General features: G+C 45.1%; 24 protein-coding genes, 1 tRNA gene and 1 other annotated feature. Of the genes, 20 read left to right on the plus strand and 5 right to left on the minus strand.

The window, feature by feature from the left end; translation table 11 throughout:
• Positions 1-15 precede the first annotated feature (15 nt).
• From trpD to trpA, 5 genes are read left to right on the plus strand one after another with little or no spacing between them, the layout of a single operon-like run.
• The gene (gene trpD, locus A5867_RS07750; RefSeq protein WP_087627305.1) at positions 16-1050 is read left to right on the plus strand and encodes an anthranilate phosphoribosyltransferase; all 1035 of its coding nucleotides are present in this window, start codon (positions 16-18) and stop codon (positions 1048-1050) included.
• A gap of 26 nt (positions 1051-1076) precedes the next feature.
• Positions 1077-1835, plus strand: a complete 759-nt coding sequence (trpC, locus tag A5867_RS07755) for an indole-3-glycerol phosphate synthase TrpC (protein ID WP_087627306.1) — start codon at positions 1077-1079, stop codon at positions 1833-1835.
• Complete coding sequence (locus A5867_RS07760; protein ID WP_087627307.1) at positions 1832-2479, plus strand: phosphoribosylanthranilate isomerase; 648 nt, start codon at positions 1832-1834, stop codon at positions 2477-2479. Before trpC ends, A5867_RS07760 begins: the two co-directional genes overlap by 4 nt.
• The gene (gene trpB / locus A5867_RS07765) at positions 2476-3669 is read left to right on the plus strand and encodes a tryptophan synthase subunit beta (RefSeq protein ID WP_087627308.1); all 1194 of its coding nucleotides are present in this window, start codon (positions 2476-2478) and stop codon (positions 3667-3669) included. Before A5867_RS07760 ends, trpB begins: the two co-directional genes overlap by 4 nt.
• Positions 3666-4442 (plus strand): tryptophan synthase subunit alpha, encoded by a 777-nt coding sequence (gene trpA, locus A5867_RS07770; RefSeq protein WP_087627309.1) that lies wholly within the window; start codon positions 3666-3668, stop codon positions 4440-4442. Before trpB ends, trpA begins: the two co-directional genes overlap by 4 nt.
• 147 nt (positions 4443-4589) lie before the next feature.
• Here trpA and A5867_RS07775 read toward each other — a convergent pair whose 3' ends face one another.
• Complete coding sequence (locus A5867_RS07775; protein ID WP_087627310.1) at positions 4590-5447, minus strand: PhzF family phenazine biosynthesis protein; 858 nt, start codon at positions 5445-5447, stop codon at positions 4590-4592.
• Between the two features lie 114 nt (positions 5448-5561).
• Between A5867_RS07775 and A5867_RS07780 the strand changes: the two genes are divergently transcribed.
• Positions 5562-6098 (plus strand): AAA family ATPase, encoded by a 537-nt coding sequence (locus A5867_RS07780; RefSeq protein WP_074535676.1) that lies wholly within the window; start codon positions 5562-5564, stop codon positions 6096-6098.
• Between the two features lie 39 nt (positions 6099-6137).
• Here the strand turns inward: A5867_RS07780 and A5867_RS07785 are convergent, their stop codons facing one another.
• The 3 genes from A5867_RS07785 to A5867_RS07795 all read right to left on the minus strand — a co-directional run bounded on the left by A5867_RS07785 (position 6138) and on the right by A5867_RS07795 (position 7819).
• Positions 6138-6560 carry an HIT domain-containing protein gene (locus A5867_RS07785; protein ID WP_087627311.1) on the minus strand — a complete coding sequence of 141 codons (423 nt, stop codon included), beginning with the start codon at positions 6558-6560 and terminating at the stop codon, positions 6138-6140.
• A 341-nt stretch (positions 6561-6901) separates the two neighbouring features.
• A tRNA-Arg gene (locus A5867_RS07790) sits at positions 6902-6975 on the minus strand.
• A 145-nt stretch (positions 6976-7120) separates the two neighbouring features.
• Positions 7121-7819: an O-methyltransferase gene (locus tag A5867_RS07795; RefSeq protein ID WP_005225745.1), complete on the minus strand. Its 699-nt coding sequence runs from the start codon at positions 7817-7819 to the stop codon at positions 7121-7123.
• A 574-nt stretch (positions 7820-8393) separates the two neighbouring features.
• Between A5867_RS07795 and A5867_RS07800 the strand changes: the two genes are divergently transcribed.
• The 4 genes from A5867_RS07800 to leuD are packed head-to-tail and all read left to right on the plus strand — an operon-like array spanning position 8394 to position 12925.
• Positions 8394-9914 (plus strand): 2-isopropylmalate synthase, encoded by a 1521-nt coding sequence (locus A5867_RS07800; RefSeq protein WP_087627312.1) that lies wholly within the window; start codon positions 8394-8396, stop codon positions 9912-9914.
• Positions 9911-10975: a 3-isopropylmalate dehydrogenase gene (gene leuB, locus A5867_RS07805; protein WP_087627313.1), complete on the plus strand. Its 1065-nt coding sequence runs from the start codon at positions 9911-9913 to the stop codon at positions 10973-10975. Before A5867_RS07800 ends, leuB begins: the two co-directional genes overlap by 4 nt.
• Entirely contained in the window at positions 10956-12338 is a 1383-nt protein-coding gene (gene leuC, locus A5867_RS07810; RefSeq protein ID WP_087627314.1) for a 3-isopropylmalate dehydratase large subunit, read from the plus strand. The genes leuB and leuC overlap by 20 nt, the downstream gene beginning before the upstream one ends.
• The gene (gene leuD / locus A5867_RS07815) at positions 12338-12925 is read left to right on the plus strand and encodes a 3-isopropylmalate dehydratase small subunit (protein WP_087627315.1); all 588 of its coding nucleotides are present in this window, start codon (positions 12338-12340) and stop codon (positions 12923-12925) included. The genes leuC and leuD overlap by 1 nt, the downstream gene beginning before the upstream one ends.
• A 17-nt stretch (positions 12926-12942) precedes the next feature.
• Here the strand turns inward: leuD and A5867_RS07820 are convergent, their stop codons facing one another.
• Positions 12943-13596 carry a uracil-DNA glycosylase gene (locus tag A5867_RS07820; RefSeq protein WP_010747984.1) on the minus strand — a complete coding sequence of 218 codons (654 nt, stop codon included), beginning with the start codon at positions 13594-13596 and terminating at the stop codon, positions 12943-12945.
• A 169-nt stretch (positions 13597-13765) separates the two neighbouring features.
• Positions 13766-13836 (plus strand) — a sequence feature (ribosomal protein L21 leader region).
• A gap of 19 nt (positions 13837-13855) precedes the next feature.
• Between A5867_RS07820 and rplU the strand changes: the two genes are divergently transcribed.
• The 10 genes from rplU (at position 13856) to A5867_RS07870 (ending at position 20949) form a co-directional block, all read left to right on the plus strand.
• Entirely contained in the window at positions 13856-14164 is a 309-nt protein-coding gene (gene rplU, locus A5867_RS07825; RefSeq protein ID WP_005225751.1) for a 50S ribosomal protein L21, read from the plus strand.
• A gap of 26 nt (positions 14165-14190) precedes the next feature.
• Positions 14191-14535, plus strand: coding sequence for a ribosomal-processing cysteine protease Prp (locus A5867_RS07830; protein WP_005225752.1), 345 nt, complete (start codon positions 14191-14193; stop codon positions 14533-14535).
• Positions 14536-14547: 12 nt separating this feature from the next.
• Positions 14548-14841: a 50S ribosomal protein L27 gene (gene rpmA / locus A5867_RS07835; protein ID WP_003126181.1), complete on the plus strand. Its 294-nt coding sequence runs from the start codon at positions 14548-14550 to the stop codon at positions 14839-14841.
• 109 nt (positions 14842-14950) lie between these two features.
• Positions 14951-15415 carry a GNAT family N-acetyltransferase gene (locus A5867_RS07840; RefSeq protein ID WP_016610308.1) on the plus strand — a complete coding sequence of 155 codons (465 nt, stop codon included), beginning with the start codon at positions 14951-14953 and terminating at the stop codon, positions 15413-15415.
• 460 nt (positions 15416-15875) lie between these two features.
• The gene (locus A5867_RS07845; protein WP_015509497.1) at positions 15876-16811 is read left to right on the plus strand and encodes a phosphate/phosphite/phosphonate ABC transporter substrate-binding protein; all 936 of its coding nucleotides are present in this window, start codon (positions 15876-15878) and stop codon (positions 16809-16811) included.
• Between the two features lie 95 nt (positions 16812-16906).
• Positions 16907-17695, plus strand: coding sequence for a phosphonate ABC transporter ATP-binding protein (gene phnC, locus A5867_RS07850; RefSeq protein WP_016610305.1), 789 nt, complete (start codon positions 16907-16909; stop codon positions 17693-17695).
• Positions 17692-18474: a phosphonate ABC transporter, permease protein PhnE gene (gene phnE, locus A5867_RS07855; RefSeq protein WP_005235330.1), complete on the plus strand. Its 783-nt coding sequence runs from the start codon at positions 17692-17694 to the stop codon at positions 18472-18474. The genes phnC and phnE (A5867_RS07855) overlap by 4 nt, the downstream gene beginning before the upstream one ends.
• A complete protein-coding gene (gene phnE / locus A5867_RS07860; RefSeq protein WP_010747988.1) occupies positions 18471-19262 on the plus strand; it encodes a phosphonate ABC transporter, permease protein PhnE in 792 nt (263 codons plus the stop codon). Before phnE (A5867_RS07855) ends, phnE (A5867_RS07860) begins: the two co-directional genes overlap by 4 nt.
• Before the next feature lie 148 nt (positions 19263-19410).
• Positions 19411-20319 (plus strand): diacylglycerol kinase family protein, encoded by a 909-nt coding sequence (locus A5867_RS07865; RefSeq protein ID WP_087627316.1) that lies wholly within the window; start codon positions 19411-19413, stop codon positions 20317-20319.
• 96 nt (positions 20320-20415) lie between these two features.
• Positions 20416-20949: a GNAT family N-acetyltransferase gene (locus A5867_RS07870; protein ID WP_087627317.1), complete on the plus strand. Its 534-nt coding sequence runs from the start codon at positions 20416-20418 to the stop codon at positions 20947-20949.
• The last annotated feature ends 147 nt before the right edge of the window (positions 20950-21096 follow it).

The raw sequence follows: 21096 nt of genomic DNA on the forward strand, positions 1-21096 counted from the left end.
AAAGGAGGAACATTTATGGAAGCAGTCAAAATACAGCAGCCGCAGCAAATCACCCAGCAGCTTTTTAATGGCAGTCATTTAAGTTATCAGGAGATGCGCCACTTTGCTCAAGGAATTTTAAGCGGGATGTTTTCAGAAAGTCAATTGGGGGCAGCGTTAGTTGCGATGAAGATCAACGGCATCACAGCCGCCGAATTGACCGCTTTAGCGGAAATCATGTTAGAGCATGCCGTGACCATTCCTTATGAAGGAGGAGACGCCATGGACAATTGCGGTACTGGCGGCGACCACTCCAATAGTTTTAATGTCTCCACTACGGCGGCTTTCGTGTTAGCAGCTGGGGGAATCACGATGGCAAAACACGGCAATCGCAGTATCTCTAGTCGTTCAGGCAGTGCCGATGTCTTAGCCTGCTTGGGGGTATCGATCCAAGCATCACCAGAAAAAATCGCTGAGCTATTAACGACTGTCGGCATCGCGTTTCTCTTCGCTCCCTCGTTGCATCCCGGCATGAAAGCAGTGATGAAGATACGGCAAGAATTAGCAACGCCAACGATTTTTAATCTATTAGGCCCCTTGATCAATCCTGTTCCGTTGACTACGCAACTGATTGGGACTTACGCAGGCGAGAGCTTGGCCGACACCGCTCAGGCGTTAGGCAGTCTTGGTCGGCAAAAAGCAATGGTGATCCATGGATGCAACGGAATGGATGAAGCCAATTTGGCAGGTGAAACTGCGATCAGCTTTTATCAAGGAGGAGAGGTAGCCAATTTTTCTTTGGATCCACAAGCGTACGGCTTTACGCCAGCGCCGATCGAGGCGATCGTCGGCGGGGATGCCGCTCAAAATGCGGCGATCTTAACTGCGGTGTTGAAAAATCAACCCTCCGTTTATCTAGAAACGGTGGTCTTAAATGCAGGGTTAGGCTTTTACGCTAACGGCAAAGCCACCACGCTAGCAGAAGGGTTTGCGATGGCACGGGCGTGTATCGCTTCGGGCGCCGCCTATGACAAACTGCAGGAGTTGATCCGCCAGTCAAATAGTCAATAATTACGAAAGCTGTAAGGAGGAGAATCATGGATTTTTTAGAAACGATCATCCAGAAAAAAGTTGAAGAAGTTGCCGCGATGCCACAAGAAACCGAAAAGGTCGTAGCGAAACGCCCATCATTTTATCAGCAAGTCAAGGAACGACCACAAAAGATGCACCTCATTGCTGAAATCAAGCGAGCTTCACCTTCAAAAGGAGACATTAATCAAGCGATCGACCCAATCACGCAAGCGCAAGCTTATGAAACCGCGGGTGTCAGCGGGATTTCCGTTTTGACCGACCAGCAGTTTTTCAAAGGCTCGCTGGCAGATCTTGAAGCAGTCAGTAAGGCTGTTTCGGTGCCTATACTATGCAAAGACTTCATTATCGACAAAAAACAATTGATTCGCGCCAAGAATGCAGGTGCCAGTATCGTTTTATTGATCGTGGCTGCGTTAGAGCCAGCCCGTTTCGTCGCGCTGTATCAAGAAGCCGAAGTACTAGGGTTGGAAGTACTCGTTGAGACTCATAATGCGGCTGAATTTCAACAAGCCCAAGCATTAGGTGCCAAAATCATCGGTGTCAACAATCGTGACCTAAAAACTTTTGACGTTTCCTTGGATGTCAGTGTTGCTATAGCACCTCAGCCATCAGAGGCGGTTTATATCAGTGAATCTGGTATTCGAACTGCCGCAGATGTGCTGCAGCTTGCACCGTTTTATCATGGAGTCCTCGTTGGAGAAACGTTGATGAGAAGCCATCGAATTGCTGAAACAGCGGCAGATTTGCAGGTGAGCCGCCGATGACCAAAGTGAAAATTTGCGGACTCACCGAACGCCTGCATGTCGAAACTGCCATCAATGCAGGAGCAGATTACCTTGGCTTTGTTTTTGCCGAAAGCCGTCGGAGAATCGATCCGACCCAAGTCCGCAAGATAACGGAGCAAGTACCCGAAAATGTAGGGAAAGTGGGGGTTTTCGTTTCTCCAAGTGTTGAAGAAGTGCAAGCGGCAATTCAAGCCGCCCAACTGACAGCGATTCAGCTCCATGGAACGGTTCTGCCATCTTTGCAAACAGCCATTCAGAAGGGGGTTTTTGCTCATCAAAAGATCGCAGTGATCCAAGCCTTTGATGGAGAAGCAGAAACTTTAAAGCAAGATTTCCTGAGCTGCGATGCAGATTTTGGTTTATTGGACGCTCCAGTAAGAGATCACCCTTATGCTGGCGGCAACGGCCAGTCCTTTGATTGGCAAAAAGTGGCGAGAGAACCGTTGCCGTTGTCTGAGCGATTTTTTATTGCTGGCGGGTTGCACGCGGAAAATGTAGAAGAGGCGATCCAACTTTTTAGGCCTTATGCTGTCGATGTTTCTTCAGGCGTTGAAACCCAGGGCAAGAAAGACAGTCGGAAAATCGAACAATTTATTCATTTAGTAAAGGAGAAAAAAAGATGACTCAGTATCCCACAAAAACAGGATTTTATGGTTCTTTTGGCGGACAGTTTGTGCCAGAGACATTGATGTATGCAGTCAAGCAATTGGAAATTGTCTATCGTGAAGCACAAACGGACGCAAGTTTTCAAGCTGAATTACAGGAATATTTACAAGAGTATGTAGGAAGAGAGACCCCCCTTTATCATGCCCAGCGCTTGTCACAACACTTAGGCGGTGCCAAAATTTATCTGAAGCGAGAAGATTTGAATCATACGGGTGCCCATAAAATCAATAATGCACTTGGCCAAGTCTTATTAGCAAAACGGATGGGGAAAAAGAAAGTGGTAGCAGAGACCGGTGCTGGGCAGCATGGCGTCGCCACAGCAACTGCGGCCGCGTTGTTCGGTATGGAGTGCACGATTTTTATGGGCGCGGTAGATGTTCAGCGGCAAGCACTAAACGTCTTTCGAATGGAATTGTTGGGAGCAAAAGTGGTTTCAGTCACATCAGGCAATCAGACATTGAAAGATGCTGTCAATGAAGCGCTGCGCTACTGGGTTGCAACCGTCGAGGACACTCATTACGTGATGGGTTCGGTACTCGGTCCGCATCCTTTTCCAGAGATCGTTCGAGATTTTCAAAGTGTGATTGGGAGTGAGACACGGCGGCAACTATTAGAAAAAGAAGGACAACTGCCAACGACAGTCGTTGCGTGTGTTGGCGGCGGCAGCAATGCGATGGGAATGTTTTACCCTTTTATCAACGATCAGACCGTTCGTTTGATTGGCGTTGAAGCAGCTGGAAAAGGCGTGGATACTACCGAGCATGCGGCGACTTTAACGAAAGGGAGTATCGGTATTTTACATGGTACCAAAATGCATTTGCTGCAAAACGATGATGGGCAAGTGATCGAACCTTATTCGATTTCAGCCGGCTTGGATTATCCTGGTGTCGGTCCCGAGCATTCTTATTTGAAGGAAATTGCGCGAGCGGAGTATTTCGCGGTCACTGATGAAGAAGCTGTTGACGCCTTTTATCTCTTGTCTCAAATCGAAGGCATTATTCCCGCTTTGGAAAGTGCTCATGCCGTTGCCTATGCTTTAAAGTTAGCGCCAACGATGACAGCAGAAGAACGCTTAGTGATCTGTTTGTCTGGGCGAGGGGACAAAGATGTTCAACAAATCAAAGATCGGAAAGGAGCAGCGAAATGACCAGCAAAACATTGACGATGAAACTAAAAGAGCGCCAAAAACAAGGCACGCCTTTGTTTGTACCTTATATTATGGCGGGTGCCAACGGACTGGAACGCCTGCCGGCAGAAATCGAGCTATTGACGACACATGGCGCAGCCGCCATTGAAATCGGCGTGCCCTTTTCAGACCCAGTCGCAGATGGAGCGGTCATCCAAGCGGCTGGAATGCAGGCATTAGCCAATGGCACCACTTTAAAAAAGATCATTGCTGCGCTGCAAACCATCCATTCCGAGGTTCCACTGGTATTGATGGGGTATGCCAACTCATTCTTTCATTATGGGATTGAACAGCTAGCAAATGAGTTAAAAACGACAGATGTGAAAGGGTTGATTATTCCAGATTTACCATTTGAACATCGATCACTAGTAACGCCTACGTTTGATGCGGCGGATCTCGCGCTGCTCACGCTGGTCTCTTTGACCAGTCCTCCAGACAGAATTCAGACGCTGATCGAAGAAGCAGAAGGGTTCGTCTATGCTGTGACAGTGAACGGTGTCACTGGAGAAGATCGCCAATACAACGAACAGCTGGATCAGCATTTGCAAGCCATTTCGGAAAAAAGTCCGATTCCAGTATTGGCTGGTTTCGGAGTCTCGACCAATGCAGACGTGCAGCGCTTTGCCCAAGTGTGCGATGGGGTAGTGATCGGTTCAAAAATCGTAGCAGCCTTACAGAACGAGCCACTGCCTAAAGTCAGTGAGCTGTTAGCAGAACTTGTTGGTAAGCCATAGAAAATCAAGGTGAAGGAAAGAACCCAAGTTGGGTTCTTTTTTTTATGAGAAAACTAGTATTCGAGATACTGATGGGCTGCTATGGAAAAAGAGCACGATGTGTGAAGAGGAAAAAGGCTGATGGAAGATCAGCCTAAATTGTTGTGATTATGCCAGTGTATCGGTGTCGATGGTGACTGTCTCGCAAAAATGCCCTCTGCCCCCAACATAAACACGTTGGATTTCCTTTCGCGAAGTCGTAACTAGTTTGACAAAGATTTCAGAAGGTTCACCTAAATTGCTGCCTTGTTCAAAGCGATACACTTCTTTTTCAAGGGAACATTTTTGATGCAAGAAGCAAGCCAAAGCGGCATTGGAAGTACCTGTGGCAGATTCTTCATTGATGTCAAATAATGGGGCAAAGTTACGGCAAACGATTCGTTCTTTTTCCATTGCATATAAGTGCATGCCAACTACTTGTTGCAGCGCACTTACTTTTTTTATTTCCTCAAAATCAGGTGCAACATGCTGCAACTGGGCCGTTGTTTTGATTGGAACAAGGATATCTTTTAATCCTGTAGAAACGATTTGAATAGGAATTTGATCATTGATAGCACTGGTATCGAAACAGTCAGCTAATTGTTCTAGTGAAAGGACATCTGAAAACAGCGGTTTGTTCTGTTCCATGAAAATGACACCGTCTTTGATGGTGATCGACAAACGTCCGGCGTTGGTGTCGATGCGATACTGTTGCTTGGAAAGTTTGTTCAAATATGACAATAGAGCAAAGGAAGCAATTGTTGCATGTCCGCATAAGTCAACTTCTTCTTTTGGTGTAAAATAGTCAAATCGGAAATCGGCCTCAGGGGATTTCGATAAAAAAGCTGTTTCTGAAAAGCCTAACTCTTTTGCGATGGCTAACTTTTGTTGTGGTGTAAGGGGCTGTTCCAGCAAAACGACTCCAGCCTTGTTGCCACCTGTTTGATTTTTACTAAACCCGCTTGCGATATATACCGTTATCTCCATAGGACACCTGCTTTCTTTATTCTTGTCAAGCATAGCATAATTTTTGCAGGGGGAGGATAAGAAAAAGGATTGGTTGAGCGTGTTATACTGAAGGTACGACAGAGGAGGGACTTCATGAAGAGAGGGAAAGTAATTGTAGTCAGTGGTGTTACAGCGTCCGGCAAAACGACATTGGTTCGTGAATTGAGTAGATTGGCAGATGGAATAGTGATCTCCTTTGATGATTATAGTATCGATGCATTGCCCTCAGCACCATCTTTTGATTATTTTTTACAAGATCCCCGCGCAGCGATCAATCAATATGACATCAGTCTTCTACTGAAAGATCTGAAGAGAGCGATGCTACTTTACCCAATCATTTTTGTGGACTTTCCCTTCGGATATGAGCACCAAGATTTGCGTCAGTTGATCGATACGGTGATTTATTTGAAAACACCACTAGATATTGCTTTTGCTCGTCAGATTAAACGGGATTATACGAACGAATCAAAAGAAGCGATTTTGACTTGGGCAGATACTTATCTTTCCTATGCAAGGGAGCTATTTGTTTTACACGAACAGATCATTGCTGAAACAGCCGACTATGTACTGGATGGTGCTCGACCAGCTGATCAGCTAGCAGAACAAGTAAAGTATTATCAAGTATTTTAAGAAGCGCTTTTAAGTAAGATTTAGTCTACTGAGTTTTGTTTAAACTCCCTTACTATCTGTTTCAAAGGTCAAAAATGCCGCTGCTTCCTCTAAAGAGAGCGCTGCGCCATTGAATGTGGGCCACGCATTGATACCGTCACATTTTTTTCTCGGAATCAAGTGAAGATGAAAGTGAGGGACTGATTGACCCGCTGCTTGATTTGCTGCGCTTAGCAAATTAATCCCATCAAATCCTAAGCGAGTGACACAATGATCTGCTATTTTTTGAACCGTTTGAATGAGGTGAGCAAGAAGAACGGGGTCGCAGTCTAAAATACTGGTGTAATGTTTTTTAGGAATAACCAGCATATGATAATCCACGTCTTTGGCATGATCAAGGAAGGCGCAAACACTGTCATTTTCATAGATTACATGGCTTTTTATTTTTCCAGAGACGATACGGCAAAAAGGACATTCTTCCATCAAAATTCCTCCTATGGAATAAATTTTGTTAGTTGTGTTCGAGAAGTATAATATCTAAAAACGTGAAGCTACTGGATTATGGGAAACCATAAACGAGCTTTGCAATTAAGCCGCTCTTTGAGAGGATAATATCATATTTATTTAGCAGTTAAAACTATATGTTATAATTAATGATGTTTTAGATAATTAGTTAATAGATTGTTTGCAAAAGAAAAGCACCGTGCTGCTGATTTGTGGTAAAAGTGACGTTTGAAAAAAGTGGCTTTTAAAAAATTTGTCAAAAAAAATCGCTAGGAATCAAGATTCCTAACGATCTGCTAGCGCTATGCACGATAATATAACGTTCCAGGAGGGATTCGAACCCCCGACCGTTCGCTTAGAAGGCGAATGCTCTATCCGGCTGAGCTACTGGAACAAATAAATTTCAGCGAATGCTCACTTCGCCTAAGCTGTTGAAATCAATCAGCAACAAATAACATTATAGAAAAAGGGCGCAGCAATGTCAATCTCTTTTCGCCCTTTTCTTATTTTTTCTTTGAAAAAAGGAAGCGCAGCTGCCCTCAACCTTTCTCAGGTTCCTCAAGGATTACGCTATCTGCTTCTTTCGTAATGAGAATCACACCATCTCCTAAAGGGACGAGGGTGGAGGTCAGCTGAGGATGGTTCATCACGGTATCCAAGAAAAGATTCAACTTGCGATGGATCGCTCGCTGGTTGCGAGGGATGTCTTCGATGGGTTGTAGAATCGTTCCAGCTTGGAACACGTCATCCACCATCAACACGCCACCTTTGCGTAACAGACGCAGACATTCTGGCAAAAATTCAATGTATTTCGATTTGGCACTGTCCATGAAGATAAAATCATAAGGCCCACTCAATGTAGGCAGGACATCTGCCGCTTGTCCTTCTAAAAGCGTGATTTTGTCTTCATTTCCTAAGCGAGCATAGGTTTCTTTGGCTTTGCGGATCATGACGTCAAAGCGATCGATTGTTGTGACATGACCCTCTTTCACACATTGTGCCATCAAGCTTGAAGAAAAACCGATCGCTGTGCCGATCTCAAGGATTTCTTTTGGCTGAAGCTGTCCCAATAAAAACTGCAAAAAGACCACAGTTTCATGTGGGATGATTGGCACTTCTTTTTCATGAGCGGCTTGCTCGATTTCACCAAGTTCGCCGGGTAATTGTTTTTGTTTTTCACGCATAAACGCCACTAGTTCTGGTTTGACTACTGGACGATGCATCATTTCGTTGCGCATCTTCATCCTCCTCATTTATCGCTGCCCCTTATTATACGAATAACTCACCTTAAGTTCAATCTTTTCGAGTCTTTGGAACAACAAAAAAACCAGTCATACGACTGGCAGGATAAAGGGGTGAAAAATATTTTTGGGATATTTCTATCATAACGGTGTTATGTGGAGGTTTGGTTAAAATCCTGTGAAGATCTCGTCAGGTTCTGCTTAAATTTTCATCAAGGATGAAAAGCAACCCATCATCAGGGCGAAAACGAACTTTTTATCGAAATATTCAGAAAATTCAGGGAAAAGTGTTGACAGAGGAACCTGCTGTTTGGTATCTTCATAACAAGATAAAAAAAGTGATAGGTGACGACGATGGATAAACGATTGAAACAAACAGCTGCATTTTTATTATTATTATCGTAAGGACTCTTTTTCTATGACCCGCCTTTTTAAGGCATCATTTGAAGAGTCCTATTCGCATTGCATGAAGGAAACCCTTTATGGAGTGCTTTTTTTATACCATTTTTTCAATTTGTTTGAATGAGGTCGCGCCAAGCGTGCCCCTACCACTGCCAAGGAGGAAATAGTGATGAGAAAAATCCAGTTTTTTGACACCACATTGAGAGACGGTGAACAGACGCCGGGAGTCAACTTCAATACAAAAGAGAAGGTTCAACTGGCGCTGCAATTAGAAAAATGGGGGATCGATACGATCGAAGCAGGCTTTCCGATTGCATCAGAAGGAGACTTTCAAGCAGTCCAAGCGATTGCTGGGGCGGTGACGAAAATGACCGTTGCAGGACTTGCCCGTTGTCAGAAAAAAGACATTGATCGTGCCTATGAAGCTCTTCATCAAGCCGTCGATCCCCAGATCCATGTCTTTCTAGCAACGAGTGAGGTGCATCGCCAGTACAAGCTGAATATGACGAAAGCAGAAGTACTTGCTTCCATCAAAGAACATGTGGCTTATGCCCGTGAACGCTTTGAAAAAGTTCAATTTTCGCCAGAAGATGCCACCCGCACCGATAAGGCCTTCTTGCTTGAGGCGGTTCAAACAGCGATTGATGCCGGCGCGACGATCATCAATGTGCCCGATACAGTAGGGTTTACTAATCCTACGGAATATGGTGCGCTTTTTGCCTATTTGATCGCCAATATCAAGAGTGAGCAGCCGATCATTTTTTCTTCCCATTGTCATGATGACTTGGGGATGGCGACAGCCAATGCGCTGGCAGCTATCGAAAATGGTGCTGATCGGGTGGAAGGAACGATCAACGGGATCGGCGAACGAGCGGGCAATACCGCATTAGAAGAAGTGGCGCTGGCGTTGCATATTCGCAATGATTTCTATCAGGCTACCTCCAACATCAAGTTAAACGAAACAAAACGCACCAGCGATCTGGTGGCACGTTTGTCTGGGATCACGGTACCGAAAAACAAAGCAATCGTCGGCGGCAATGCCTATGCCCATGAATCTGGGATTCATCAAGATGGCGTCTTGAAAAATCCTGAAACTTACGAAATCATTACCCCGCAACTGGTAGGCGTACAAACCAACTCACTGCCTCTAGGCAAACTTTCTGGCCGCCATGCGTTTGTCGATAAAATGCAGCAGCTGGGGTACCAGTTTGACCAAGAAGAAACCAACGAATTGTTTAAACGTTTCAAAGAGTTGGCAGATAAGAAAAAGCAAGTGACCGAACAAGATTTGTTAGCGTTGGTGGCTGACCAGGGACGCAGCCAAGAAGATGGCTGTGAGTTGGAGTCAGTTCAGCTGCAATACGTGTCCAATGGCCATCAAGGAGCGGTGGTTTCTATCATCAAAGACGAGGAAAAACAAGTGGCATCAGCAATCGGTGCCGGCAGTATCCAAGCAATCTACAACTCGATCGATCAGATTTTCCAGCAGCAGCCGAAGTTGTTGAACTATGAGATCACTGCCTTGACCAGTGGGGAAGATGCGCAAGCGGAAGTGCACGTGGTTATTGAATGTCAGGAAACCAATGAAAAAATCAGCGGGATCGGCTTAGACTTTGATGTCTTGCAGGCGTCAGCTAAAGCTTATGTACAGGCTAGCGCAGCTTTAAAGAATCGAGGTGTCCTTGTTTGAAAAAGATCGTGGTTTTAGCAGGAGATGGCATCGGACCAGAAATTATGGCCAGTGCGCTTGCGGTATTGAAAGCGGCTTGTCCAGACCATCTTCAACGCTTTCATTTTGACCAGCGGCCATTTGGTGGTGCGGCGCTGGCACTTACTGGAGAGCCATTGCCGCAAGAAACACTACAAGCTTGCCAGCAGGCGGATGCGATCCTTTTAGGAGCCATTGGTGATCCAGTTTGGGAAAACGCACCGATAACACCCGAGAAAGGACTTTTGAATTTGCGTCAAGCGTTAGGGCTATACGCCAATATTCGACCCATCAAAGTAGTTGATGCGGTGATTGCTTTATCTCCCATTAAAGAAGCGATCCTTCGGGGGACAGATTTTGTCATCGTTCGTGAGTTGACTGGCGGTATCTATTTTGGCGAAAAAGCAGAAAAACCTGAAGAAGCCTACGACATCAATCATTATCATCAAGCAGAGATTCGACGGATTTTGCGTAAAGCCTTTGAGATTGCTCGCACGCGGAAGAAGCGGGTTCTCTCTGTCGATAAAGCAAATGTGTTGGCGACTAGCCGACTTTGGCGCCGATTAGCGGAAGAAACGGCACAGGAATTCTCAGATTGTCAGTTGACCCATCAATATGTTGATTCCGCCGCTATGAAAATCATCCAAAATCCCAAAGACTTTGATGTAATCGTGACAGAAAATCTCTTTGGCGACATTTTAAGTGATGAAGCCTCGGTTTTGCCAGGGTCCTTAGGGGTGCTGCCTAGCGCAAGTCATGGCGCAGAAGGGGTTTCTTTATATGAACCGATTCATGGCTCTGCACCTGATATCGCTGGGCAAAATTGCGCCAATCCGGTTTCCATGATTTTATCTGTCGTCATGATGCTAAGAGAGTCCTTTCAAGAGGAAGAGCTGGCGGATACCATCGAAAGTGCTTGTTACGAGGTAATGAATGCGGGGATCTTGACCCGTGATCTAGGTGGTACAGCAACGACAACTGCCTTTACAGAAGCGGTTATTGCACAGTTAGGAGTGAGCAATTATGGGGAAAACGCTGTTTGATAAACTATGGGATCGGCATGTCATCACAGGAGAAGAAGGGCAAGCGCAGCTGCTTTATGTCGATCTGCATATGATCCATGAAGTGACGACACCGCAAGCCTTCGAAGGATTACGGCAAGCGGGACGGACCGTCCGTTGTCCCGAAAAAACCTTCGCAACGATGGATCACAACGTGCCTACCAAAGATATTTTTACCATCACTGATCTGGTTGCAAAAAAGCAAATGGACACGTTACGTAAAAACTGTCGAGATTTTGGGATCGAATTGTGTGACAATGGCTCTGCCAACCAAGGAATCGTCCACATGGTTGGCCCAGAAGTTGGCTTGACCCAACCAGGGAAAACGATCGTTTGCGGGGATTCCCACACTGCCACCCATGGTGCTTTCGGTGCGATCGCGTTTGGGATCGGTACGAGTGAAGTAGAGCATGTCTTTGCGACACAGACGATTTGGCAGACAAAACCGAAACGCATGGGAGTTGAGATTACCGGTCAGCTGCAGCCGGGAGTGTACGCCAAAGATATTATTTTGGCATTGATCGCGACCCATGGCACTGATTTTGGTGGTGGCTATGCCGTAGAATTCTTTGGCGAAACGATCCGTAGCCTGACGATGGAAGAACGCATGACCATTTGCAATATGTCGATCGAAGGTGGGGCGAAAATGGGCTTGATCGCCCCTGATGAAACGACCTTTGCTTATGTGAAGGATCGACGCTTTGCGCCACGAGCGTTTGCCAGTGCGGTGGCTGATTGGCAAAGCCTTTATACCGATGAAGATGCTAACTATGATGCCCTGATCACCCTAGACGCAACAACCTTAGAACCCTATATCACTTGGGGAACCAATCCAGAAATGGGGGTACCAGTCAGCGAAGCGTTTCCTGAAGTGCGGGATCACAATGATCAGCAAGCCTATGAATATATGGCGCTGCAACCTGGACAGACAGCTGCTGATATCCCCATTGAATACATTTTTATTGGATCGTGTACCAATGGTCGTTTGTCTGATCTGCAAGAGGCAGCGGCGATTTTGAAAGGTCAGACCATCAAAGAAGGTGTCACTGGTATTATCGTTCCTGGTTCACGCCCTGTTCGTAAAGCAGCGGAAGCGATCGGTTTAGACAAAGTCTTTATTGACGCTGGTTTTGAATGGCGGGAGCCTGGCTGTTCCATGTGCTTAGGAATGAATCCTGATAAAGTACCAGAAGGCGTCCACTGTGCCTCCACATCAAACCGCAATTTTGTTGGACGGCAAGGGAAAAACGCGCGGACGCACCTCTGTAGTCCAGCGATGGCGGCAGCAGCTGCGATTCATGGGCGCTTTGTCGATGTACGAGAAGTGGTTGGAGGTGTTGGTTAATGGAAGCTTTTACGCAATTTGAAGGTACGACGCTGCCTTTGATGAATGACAATATCGATACCGATCAAATCCTACCGAAAAATTATTTGAAGCGCGTTGAAAAAACGGGCTTTGGTGAATTTTTATTTGACGATTGGCGCTATTTGCCGCAACGCAAGCCTAATCCAGCATTTATCTTGAATGATCCAGCATATCAGACCGCTCAAGTCCTCGTCACTGGTGATAATTTTGGTTCTGGCTCTTCTCGAGAGCACGCGGCATGGGCGCTGTTGGATTACGGCTTTAAAGCCGTGATTGCTGGCAGCTTCGGTGATATTTTCTATATGAATGCCACCAAAAACGGGCTGCTGCCCATCGAGCTGCCTTTGACTGTTCGCCAAAGGATCGCTTCGCTGCCTGCTTCAGAAAAAATCAGCATTGACTTGCCAAGGCAATGTGTGACCGTTGCCGGGGAGGAGCATTTCTTTGCAATCGATGCTACCTGGAAACACAAATTGATCCACGGTCTCGATGAGATCAGTATCACGTTGCAGGAAGAGGCGAAAATCACCGCCTATGAGCAGACGATTCCAGCGTATTGGCAGTAGGGCTAGGGGACTGGTCGTTATTCGTCGGCTGGTATTTGTGAGAGGATGTTTCTTAACCCTCGCCAATCGGCTTCGATTTGCGGAGTCAACGTTCGATTGTAAAAGATCGCAGCGGGATGATACATCGGCACGATCAAATATTCTTTTTCCGACCATTGATAGCCATCTTTTGTTGGATTGCTTTCTTGTATTTTGGAACGGATCACTTCGCCATGGTGATCTTTGATATAATAGGCGTTGCCTAATAATCGCTGCAGTCCGATATTGCCAACAGTTGCAATGACAGGCGGATCTACAACGGACAACTCGTAGTCAAGCAGCGGTGCGTGTAGCAAGACTTCTTTTTTGGTAGGTGTCCGATTGGGATGGACGATCTCATGGGCACCGCTGCGCTTGTTGATCCGTTCTTTGACGGAGTATGGGCGGCTGCGAACAGCGCTGGTGATGTAGACATCCTCACGGGTCAAACCGGCTAAAGCCAACGATTTCATCAATTCTTTTCCTGCTTGTCCGCTAAAAGGAATAAAATTCTCGATTTCGGTTCGTCCAGGGGCTTCCCCAACGATCATCAATTTGGGCTGCAGCGGTCCTTGACCGGGAACAAATCCTTCCAACGGATAACTGCGGGACGCCTGTTGAACGGCAGTGGCTAATTCTTTGGGGTATTGCATGAAAACTCCTCCAATTCTGTTTCACTTGTGCTCTTTCTTCTATAGTAATAGAAAATAAAAAATGCACAAAAGGAAATGACTAGTAGCAAAAGAATTCTGTCTTTTCCTTAATTAGTGATTGACTTTAGGAAAACATTTTGATAAAGTTAATCTGTTGTAATTGTGGACTCCACAGCTACAACCGCACAGAACAAGTAGTAAGTACGAAAGTCACTTGGGATGGCGAGTCTAAGTATATTATAAGGAGGTGCTGTAGAGCATGTACGCAATTATCAAAACTGGTGGGAAACAAGTAAAAGTTGAAGTGGGTCAAGCAATCTACGTTGAAAAATTAGACGTTGAAGCTGGACAAAAGGTTACTTTTGATGAAGTTATCTTAGTAGGTGGCGAATCAACAAAAGTGGGTGCCCCAATCGTTGCAGGAGCAACTGTTGAAGGAACTGTTGAAAAACACGGCAAACAAAAGAAAGTCGTAACTTTCAAATACAAACCTAAAAAACATTCACACCGTAAACAAGGTCACCGTCAACCTTACACAAAAGTTGTTATTGACGCGATCAACGCTTAATTCTTACGAAAAGCAGGGTAACGAATATGATCAAAGGGACATTCAAACGAAATGACTCTGGTCGGATTGTTTCTTTTGAACTAGCTGGACACGCACAAGCAGGAGAATACGGCAAAGACATCGTCTGTGCTGCAGCATCCGCTTTAGCGATCAGTGCAGTCAATGGGATCGATGCTTTGGCTGGCGTTGCGCCAAAAGTTGAAGCAGATAACGAAAATGGTGGGTACTTATTAGTCACACTGCCTTCTCGTTTAACCCAAGAGCAGTCGAATATCGCACAAATTCTTTTAGAAAATTTGTTGATCGGCTTGCAATCAGTTCAAGAAGAGTACAACGATTATATCCAAATCAAAACTACTAAAGAAAACTAGGAGGTGCATCTCATGTTGATGAAAATGAATTTGCAATTCTTCGCTCACAAAAAAGGTGGGGGTTCTACTTCTAACGGACGTGACTCTCAATCAAAACGTTTAGGTGCGAAACGTGCTGACGGTCAAACCGTTTCAGGCGGATCAATCCTTTATCGCCAACGCGGTACTAAAATTTACCCAGGGGTAAACGTAGGTATCGGTGGAGATGATACATTGTTTGCAAAAGTTGACGGCGTTGTTCGTTTCGAACGTAAAGGCCGCGACAAAAAACAAGTATCTGTTTATCCAGTAGCGCAAGAAGCATAAGAAAATGACATCCAGATTACGTAAAAGTAACCTGGGTGTTTTTTTATACACCAATGAAACCGTTTTAACGAAATAGTTATTTGTAATGGCTTAGATAAGGAGCGAAGCAATGATTCAATTAAAAGAAATCACGAAGGAAAACTATCGTGCGTGCATGAATTTGAAGACAACGAAGGAGCAAGAAGACTTTGTTGCGCCCAATTGGTACTCAATGTTAGAGGCGATCTATGAGGAACCTCGTCAGGCATTTGCCCTATACAATGGTGAGGAAATGGTCGGCTTTATCCTATTTAGTTTTTACGAGGCGGATGAGGATTATCCAAAAGCTTCGTGGTGGATCGAGCGGTTTATGATCGCAGAAAATTTCCAAAATCAAGGGTTAGGCACTCAGGCGTTTCTTGCTGGGTTAGATTGGTTCAAAACCCATATCCAAGCGCAAGAATTAAGGATCTCCGCTGTGGATGGCAACGAGATCGCAACGAAGCTTTACGAACGCAATGGCTTTGTTTTGACGGGTGAAATGATTGAGAACGAGCATGTACTCTTGTTGCAGCTCCCAACGGACCAAGGGTAAATGACTCTTTCTACAGTAAGAGAATGAGGTCAAAAGCAGAGGTTCTTAAGGGAATCCTCTGCTTTTTTTGTGTTGTTTCGTAAAAAAAAGTGTGCGGTCATCTTCTGGCTAGACGTTTCAAGAAATTTTGTGCACTTGGGGTAAGAATGACGAGTATGTCCATGCTTTGTTGTTCACAAAGTTCCTTTTGCTGTTAACAGAATCTTTACACGTTGACAACACAAACCTTATATTCATTTGATACTCTGAGGAAGTAGAACAAATGGAAAGAAACTTTCGAAAAACGTTGATTATTGAGAATGTGCTCACGAATGATTTTGGTCAAAACACGAACATTATCAAAAAAGAAAACGTTCGTAATTCGAAAAAGATTGTTTTTAATTCGTTGGTTTTTTATAATCAAAAAGGAAAGTTCGGAATTCCATGAGTTCGATTTTTTTAATGAAAAGGAGAAAAAGTGATGAAAGTTTGGAAGAAAACGGCAATGTTTGGTTTAGGTTTGGTGGCAGCAGTTACGCTGGCGGCATGTGGCTCAGGTGGAGCAAGTACTGACTCGGCGGCTGAGGACGCAGGATATGTACCAGAAAAGTTGACCGTTCAATTTGTCCCATCACAAGCAGCAGAAACATTAGAAGCAAAAGCAAAACCACTTGAGCAATTGTTAAGTGATGAATTGGGGATTCCAGTCACAGTGAGTGTTTCCACTGACTACAATACAATCGTCGAAGCAATGGCTTCGAAACAAGTAGATGTCGGCTTTTTACCGCCGAATGCCTATGTTTTAGCAAATGAGCAAAGCAATGTAAAGGTGTTATTGCAAGCACAGCGTTATGGCATCAAGCAGCCTGGTGGCGAATCAACGGATGAATTGGTTGATAGCTATCGTTCAATGATCGTCGTAAAAAGCGGCAGCGACATCAAAGAGTTGGAAGATTTAAAAGGCAAAACGATTGCCACGCAAGATGTTACTTCTTCTGCCGGTTATGTTTGGCCAGTAGCAGAAATGAAAAAAGCAGGCATCGATATCAATACGGATGTGACGACTGTTCAAGTCAAAGGCCATGACCAAGCGGTCTTATCAGTCTTGAATGGCGACGTTGATGCGGCGTTCGTTTTTGAAGATGCCCGTAACACGGTCAAAAATGATTACCCAGAAATCATGGATGAGGTAGAACCAATGTACTTTACCGAACCGATTCCGAACGATACGATCAGTGTTCGCAGCGATATGAGTGAAGAGTGGGACAAAAAAATCCAAGATGCCTTTATCGCGATCGGAAAAGATGAAGAAGGAAAACAAATCATCTCTGATATTTACTCTCATGAAGGATACGTTGTTTCACAAGACAGCAATTTCGACATCGTAAGAGAGTATGCGGAACAAGTCGGACAATAATTAATAGATGAATAGATCGGGAGGGTACCGGTAGTTGAGGTACCCTTTTCGAATGGACAGCAATTTTTACCTAATGGAAAGAAAGTAGGAGAATCATGGCTCTAGAGAACGAAACGATTATTTCATTTCAGAATGTGACCAAGCAATACCCAAATGGGGTGTTGGGGTTGAAGGACTTGAACATCGATATCAAAAAAGGGGAATTTGTCATCGTAGTGGGCTTATCCGGTGCAGGGAAATCGACGATGCTGCGCTCCATCAATCGACTGCACGAGATCACAAGCGGAGAGATTTTAATCGATAACAAGTCGATCACAAAAGCAAAAGGAAGAGAGCTGCGCTTGATTCGTCGAGACATTGGCATGATTTTCCAAAGCTTCAATTTGGTGAAACGTTCGAGTGTCTTGCGAAACGTCTTAACGGGGCGGGTGGCTTATCATCCCACGATCAAAATGCTGCTGGGTCTGTTTCCGCAAGCGGACAAAGAGTTGGCGTATCAATCACTGCAGCGGGTCAATTTAGCAGAAAAAGTCTATACCCGAGCCGATGAATTGTCTGGCGGTCAGCAGCAGCGGGTTTCGATTGCCCGGGCGTTGACGCAAGAGCCGAAGATTATTTTAGCGGATGAACCAGTTGCTTCATTGGATCCGTTAACCACTGAAAAAGTCATGAATGACTTAAAACGGATCAATCAAGATCTGGGGATCACCATCGTAGTCAATTTACATTCTGTCCAATTGGCTAGAGAATACGGCACGCGGATCATCGGGTTGCGAGACGGAGGCTTGGTTTTTGATGGACCTGTCAGTGAAGCGACCGATCAGCGATTGAAACAGATTTATGGCAGCGAGATCATGGAAGAGCAGGAAGGGGCGGGACAATGACGACAAATACGTTGCCGAAACGCAGCGGACTATGGAAAAATGTTCTTTGGCTCGTCATTTTTTTAGTGGTATTGTTCGTTAGCGGCTCTATTTCAGGTGTTGATTTGGCACGGTTCTTTAGCAATAGCAGTCAAATGAATGTCATCTTACAAAAGATGGCTCATCCTGATTGGGCATATGCCAAAATCATTGTTGAGCCGATTTTGCAAACGATCCAAATGGCGATCATCGGCACAACCTTTGGTGCACTGGCGGCCTTTCCGTTTTCACTTTTAGCAGCACGAAATATCATGACCAATCATTGGATCAGTGGTTGTTTCCGTTTTGTTTTGAATATCATTCGGACGGTACCTGATTTGATGCTGGCGGCTTTATTTGTCGCCATTGTCGGAATTGGTCCCGTTGCAGGGGTGATCTCCATCTCTGTGTTTTCTTTTGGGATGATCACCAAATTGTTTTATGAATCGATTGAAACGATTGATGAAGGTCCGATCGAAGCGATCACGGCTTCTGGAGGATCGAAGTTTGATATCATCCGCTATGCAGTCGTACCGCAAGTCATGAGTCATTTTCTTAGTTACTTGCTTTATGCCTTTGAGATCAATGTGCGGGCATCGACGATTCTTGGGTATATCGGCGCAGGCGGAATCGGTGTTTTCTTACAACGATCTTTAAGCCAATTTCGATATGACCAGACGTCGATCATCGTCTTAGTGATTTTTGCAGTTGTTTTGGTGATTGATACCATTAGTAATAGATTAAGGGAGCGATTATTATGATGTTGCCAGCAGAACCGAAAAAGAAAAAAATACGGAATTGGCTGATCGCTGTAGTCGTTATCCTCCTTTATATCTGGGCTTTTGCTGGCGTGCCCTTTGCTGGTGTTAAAGAAAATGTCGGTCAAATTGTCGGCTCGATCTTTTATGGCCTGATCCATCCTGATTGGGGCTATGTTTATACCGGTGATGGCGAAGATTTGATCAGTCTGATGATCGAAACCGTCGCGATTGCCTTTGTTGGGACCTTTTTGTCATCGATTTTAAGTATTCCTTTTGCCTTTTGGGCGGCGCGCAGCAAAAACAGCCCTCGCTGGTTATCGGGATTTGGGAAAATCGTGCTGACGGCGATTCGAACGTTTCCAGAAATCGTCTTAGCCATCATGTTTATCAAAACGGTAGGTCCGGGCTCCTTTGCTGGTGTCTTGGCGGTCAGTGTCCATTCCATTGGGATGCTGGCAAAGCTTTACAGCGAAGCGATCGAAAACATGGACCATGGTCCCTCGGAATCCGTCATTAGTGCGGGAGGAAGCCGCTGGGATGTATTAGGCTTTGCGACATTGCCGCAACTGATCCCAGAATTTCTTTCTTTTACCTTGTATCGATTTGAACTGGCTGTCCGTTCAGCTTCGATCTTAGGGATCGTAGGGGCAGGTGGGATCGGTACACCGATGATCTTTGCCATCAATGCGCGTTCATGGAGCCGTGTAGGGATCATTTTATTAGGGATCGTGGTGACGGTCACGATCATTGATTTTATTTCTGGGCGTTTGCGTAAACGATTGGTTTAATAAAATGAAGTGAGTACTCGAAAAAAACACAGTCTGATTAGGCTGTGCTTTTTTTTGTAGGGGATAGGCGGAGGTCGTTTAAGACAGGTTTCGTGAAACTTGTTATACTGGATTCATAGAAAATGAACCCAAACAAGGAGGCTGTTTTATGAAAGCATTATTGATCGTCAATCCAAGCTCTGGTGGGGAACAGGCCCAAGAATATGAGCAGCTGGCAGAAGAAAAGCTGCGGGAAGCTTTTTCAGAAGTCGTGGTCAAGCATACCGAAAAAGAAGGAGATGCCACACGTTTTGCCTCTGAAGCGGCAGCAGATTTTGACAGTGTCTTTGCAATGGGCGGTGATGGTACCGTCAATGAAGCGGTCAATGGCTTAGCCCCTCATGACAAACGACCAAATTTTGGTTTCTTCCCGCTGGGAACAGTAAATGATTTAGCCAGAGCATTAGCGATTCCACTAGATCCTAAGGAAGCCATCGAATCATTTGCAGTGGATCACACCCGCAAAATCGATATTGGTCAGGTTAATCAAGCCTATTTTACCAATGTGGTGGCGATCGGTATGATTCCAGCAGCGATCAACAACGTAGAGGTCGAAGAAAAAACGAAGCTGGGAAAAATGGCCTATTTTGTTTCTGGTCTGCGGGAAGTGCGGAAAAATGAAAGTCATCCGTTTGAAGTGACCGCCGAAAATAATGGCGAAAAAACGACGATCGCTGTGGAAAGCAGTACGATGATCGTTGGGTCATCCAATACGATCGGCGGTTTCGAATCTCTTTTGCCTAAAGCGAGTACCGATGACGGCAAATTACATCTGATCTACTTGAAGGATACGAATCTTTGGGAGACCGTCAAAAGTGTCCCAGAGCTTCTCAAAGGGGTGACAGAATCAAATGATGTTCTTGGCTATCAAACCTTTGATAAAGCTGCGATTCGTTTGACGGATGGGGCAACGATCGAAACAAATGTCGATGGTGATCCGGGACCTGAATTGCCAATCACAGTAGCGGTACTGCCACAGCATCTTACCGTGTATTGCGGAGCTGAAAAAGCCCGCTAAATCATTTATCACTAGGAAACGATCCGTCAAAAGCGGATTGTTTTTTTTGTTCAGAAAGAGTATACTGGGAAAAAATTTACTGAAAGAAGGGATTCTATGACGATACGTTCTGCCACGATTGCAGATGCCCAAGCCTTGACAGCGATCTATGCTTATTATGTAGAAAATACACCGATTACCTTTGAAACGGAGGTGCCATCGGTTCAAGAATTCGCGGAACGCATCGCCAAGACCTTGAAACGTTACCCGTATCTCGTTGCAGAAGAGGCTGGTGAAATCGTCGGTTATGCCTATGCGTCAACCTATAAAGAACGGGCTGCGTACGATTGGACCGTTGAAGTAACCGTTTATTTAGCACCGGATGCCAAAGCAAAAGGGCTCGGCACCGCTCTTTATCAAGCGCTTGAAGAAAAATTAAAAGCGCAAAACGTGGTCAATCTGACTGCATGCATTACAGGAGGCAATCAACAAAGCGAGGCTTTTCATGAGAAGCTTGGGTATCGGAAAGTTGCTGATTTTGCGCATGTCGGCTATAAGTTCAATCAATGGCACGATGTGATTTGGATGCAAAAAGAACTGCAATGGTTTCCTGAGAAGGTACCAGCGTTCATTCCCAATGAAAAAGCCTAACGCATCCTGACTTTTGAATATCTTTTTTTGGCAAAATGCTTTATGCTGAGAGTAGCATGTGATAGGACGTTCTATTGCTCTTTCGAACAAAGTATTTTGCTTTTTCTGTACGGAAAAAAAGTTGCTTTTTTATAGAAAAATGAGTAA

The organism is Enterococcus sp. 6D12_DIV0197, assembly GCF_002174385.1.
GTDB classification, from domain to species: domain Bacteria; phylum Bacillota; class Bacilli; order Lactobacillales; family Enterococcaceae; genus Enterococcus_D; species Enterococcus_D casseliflavus.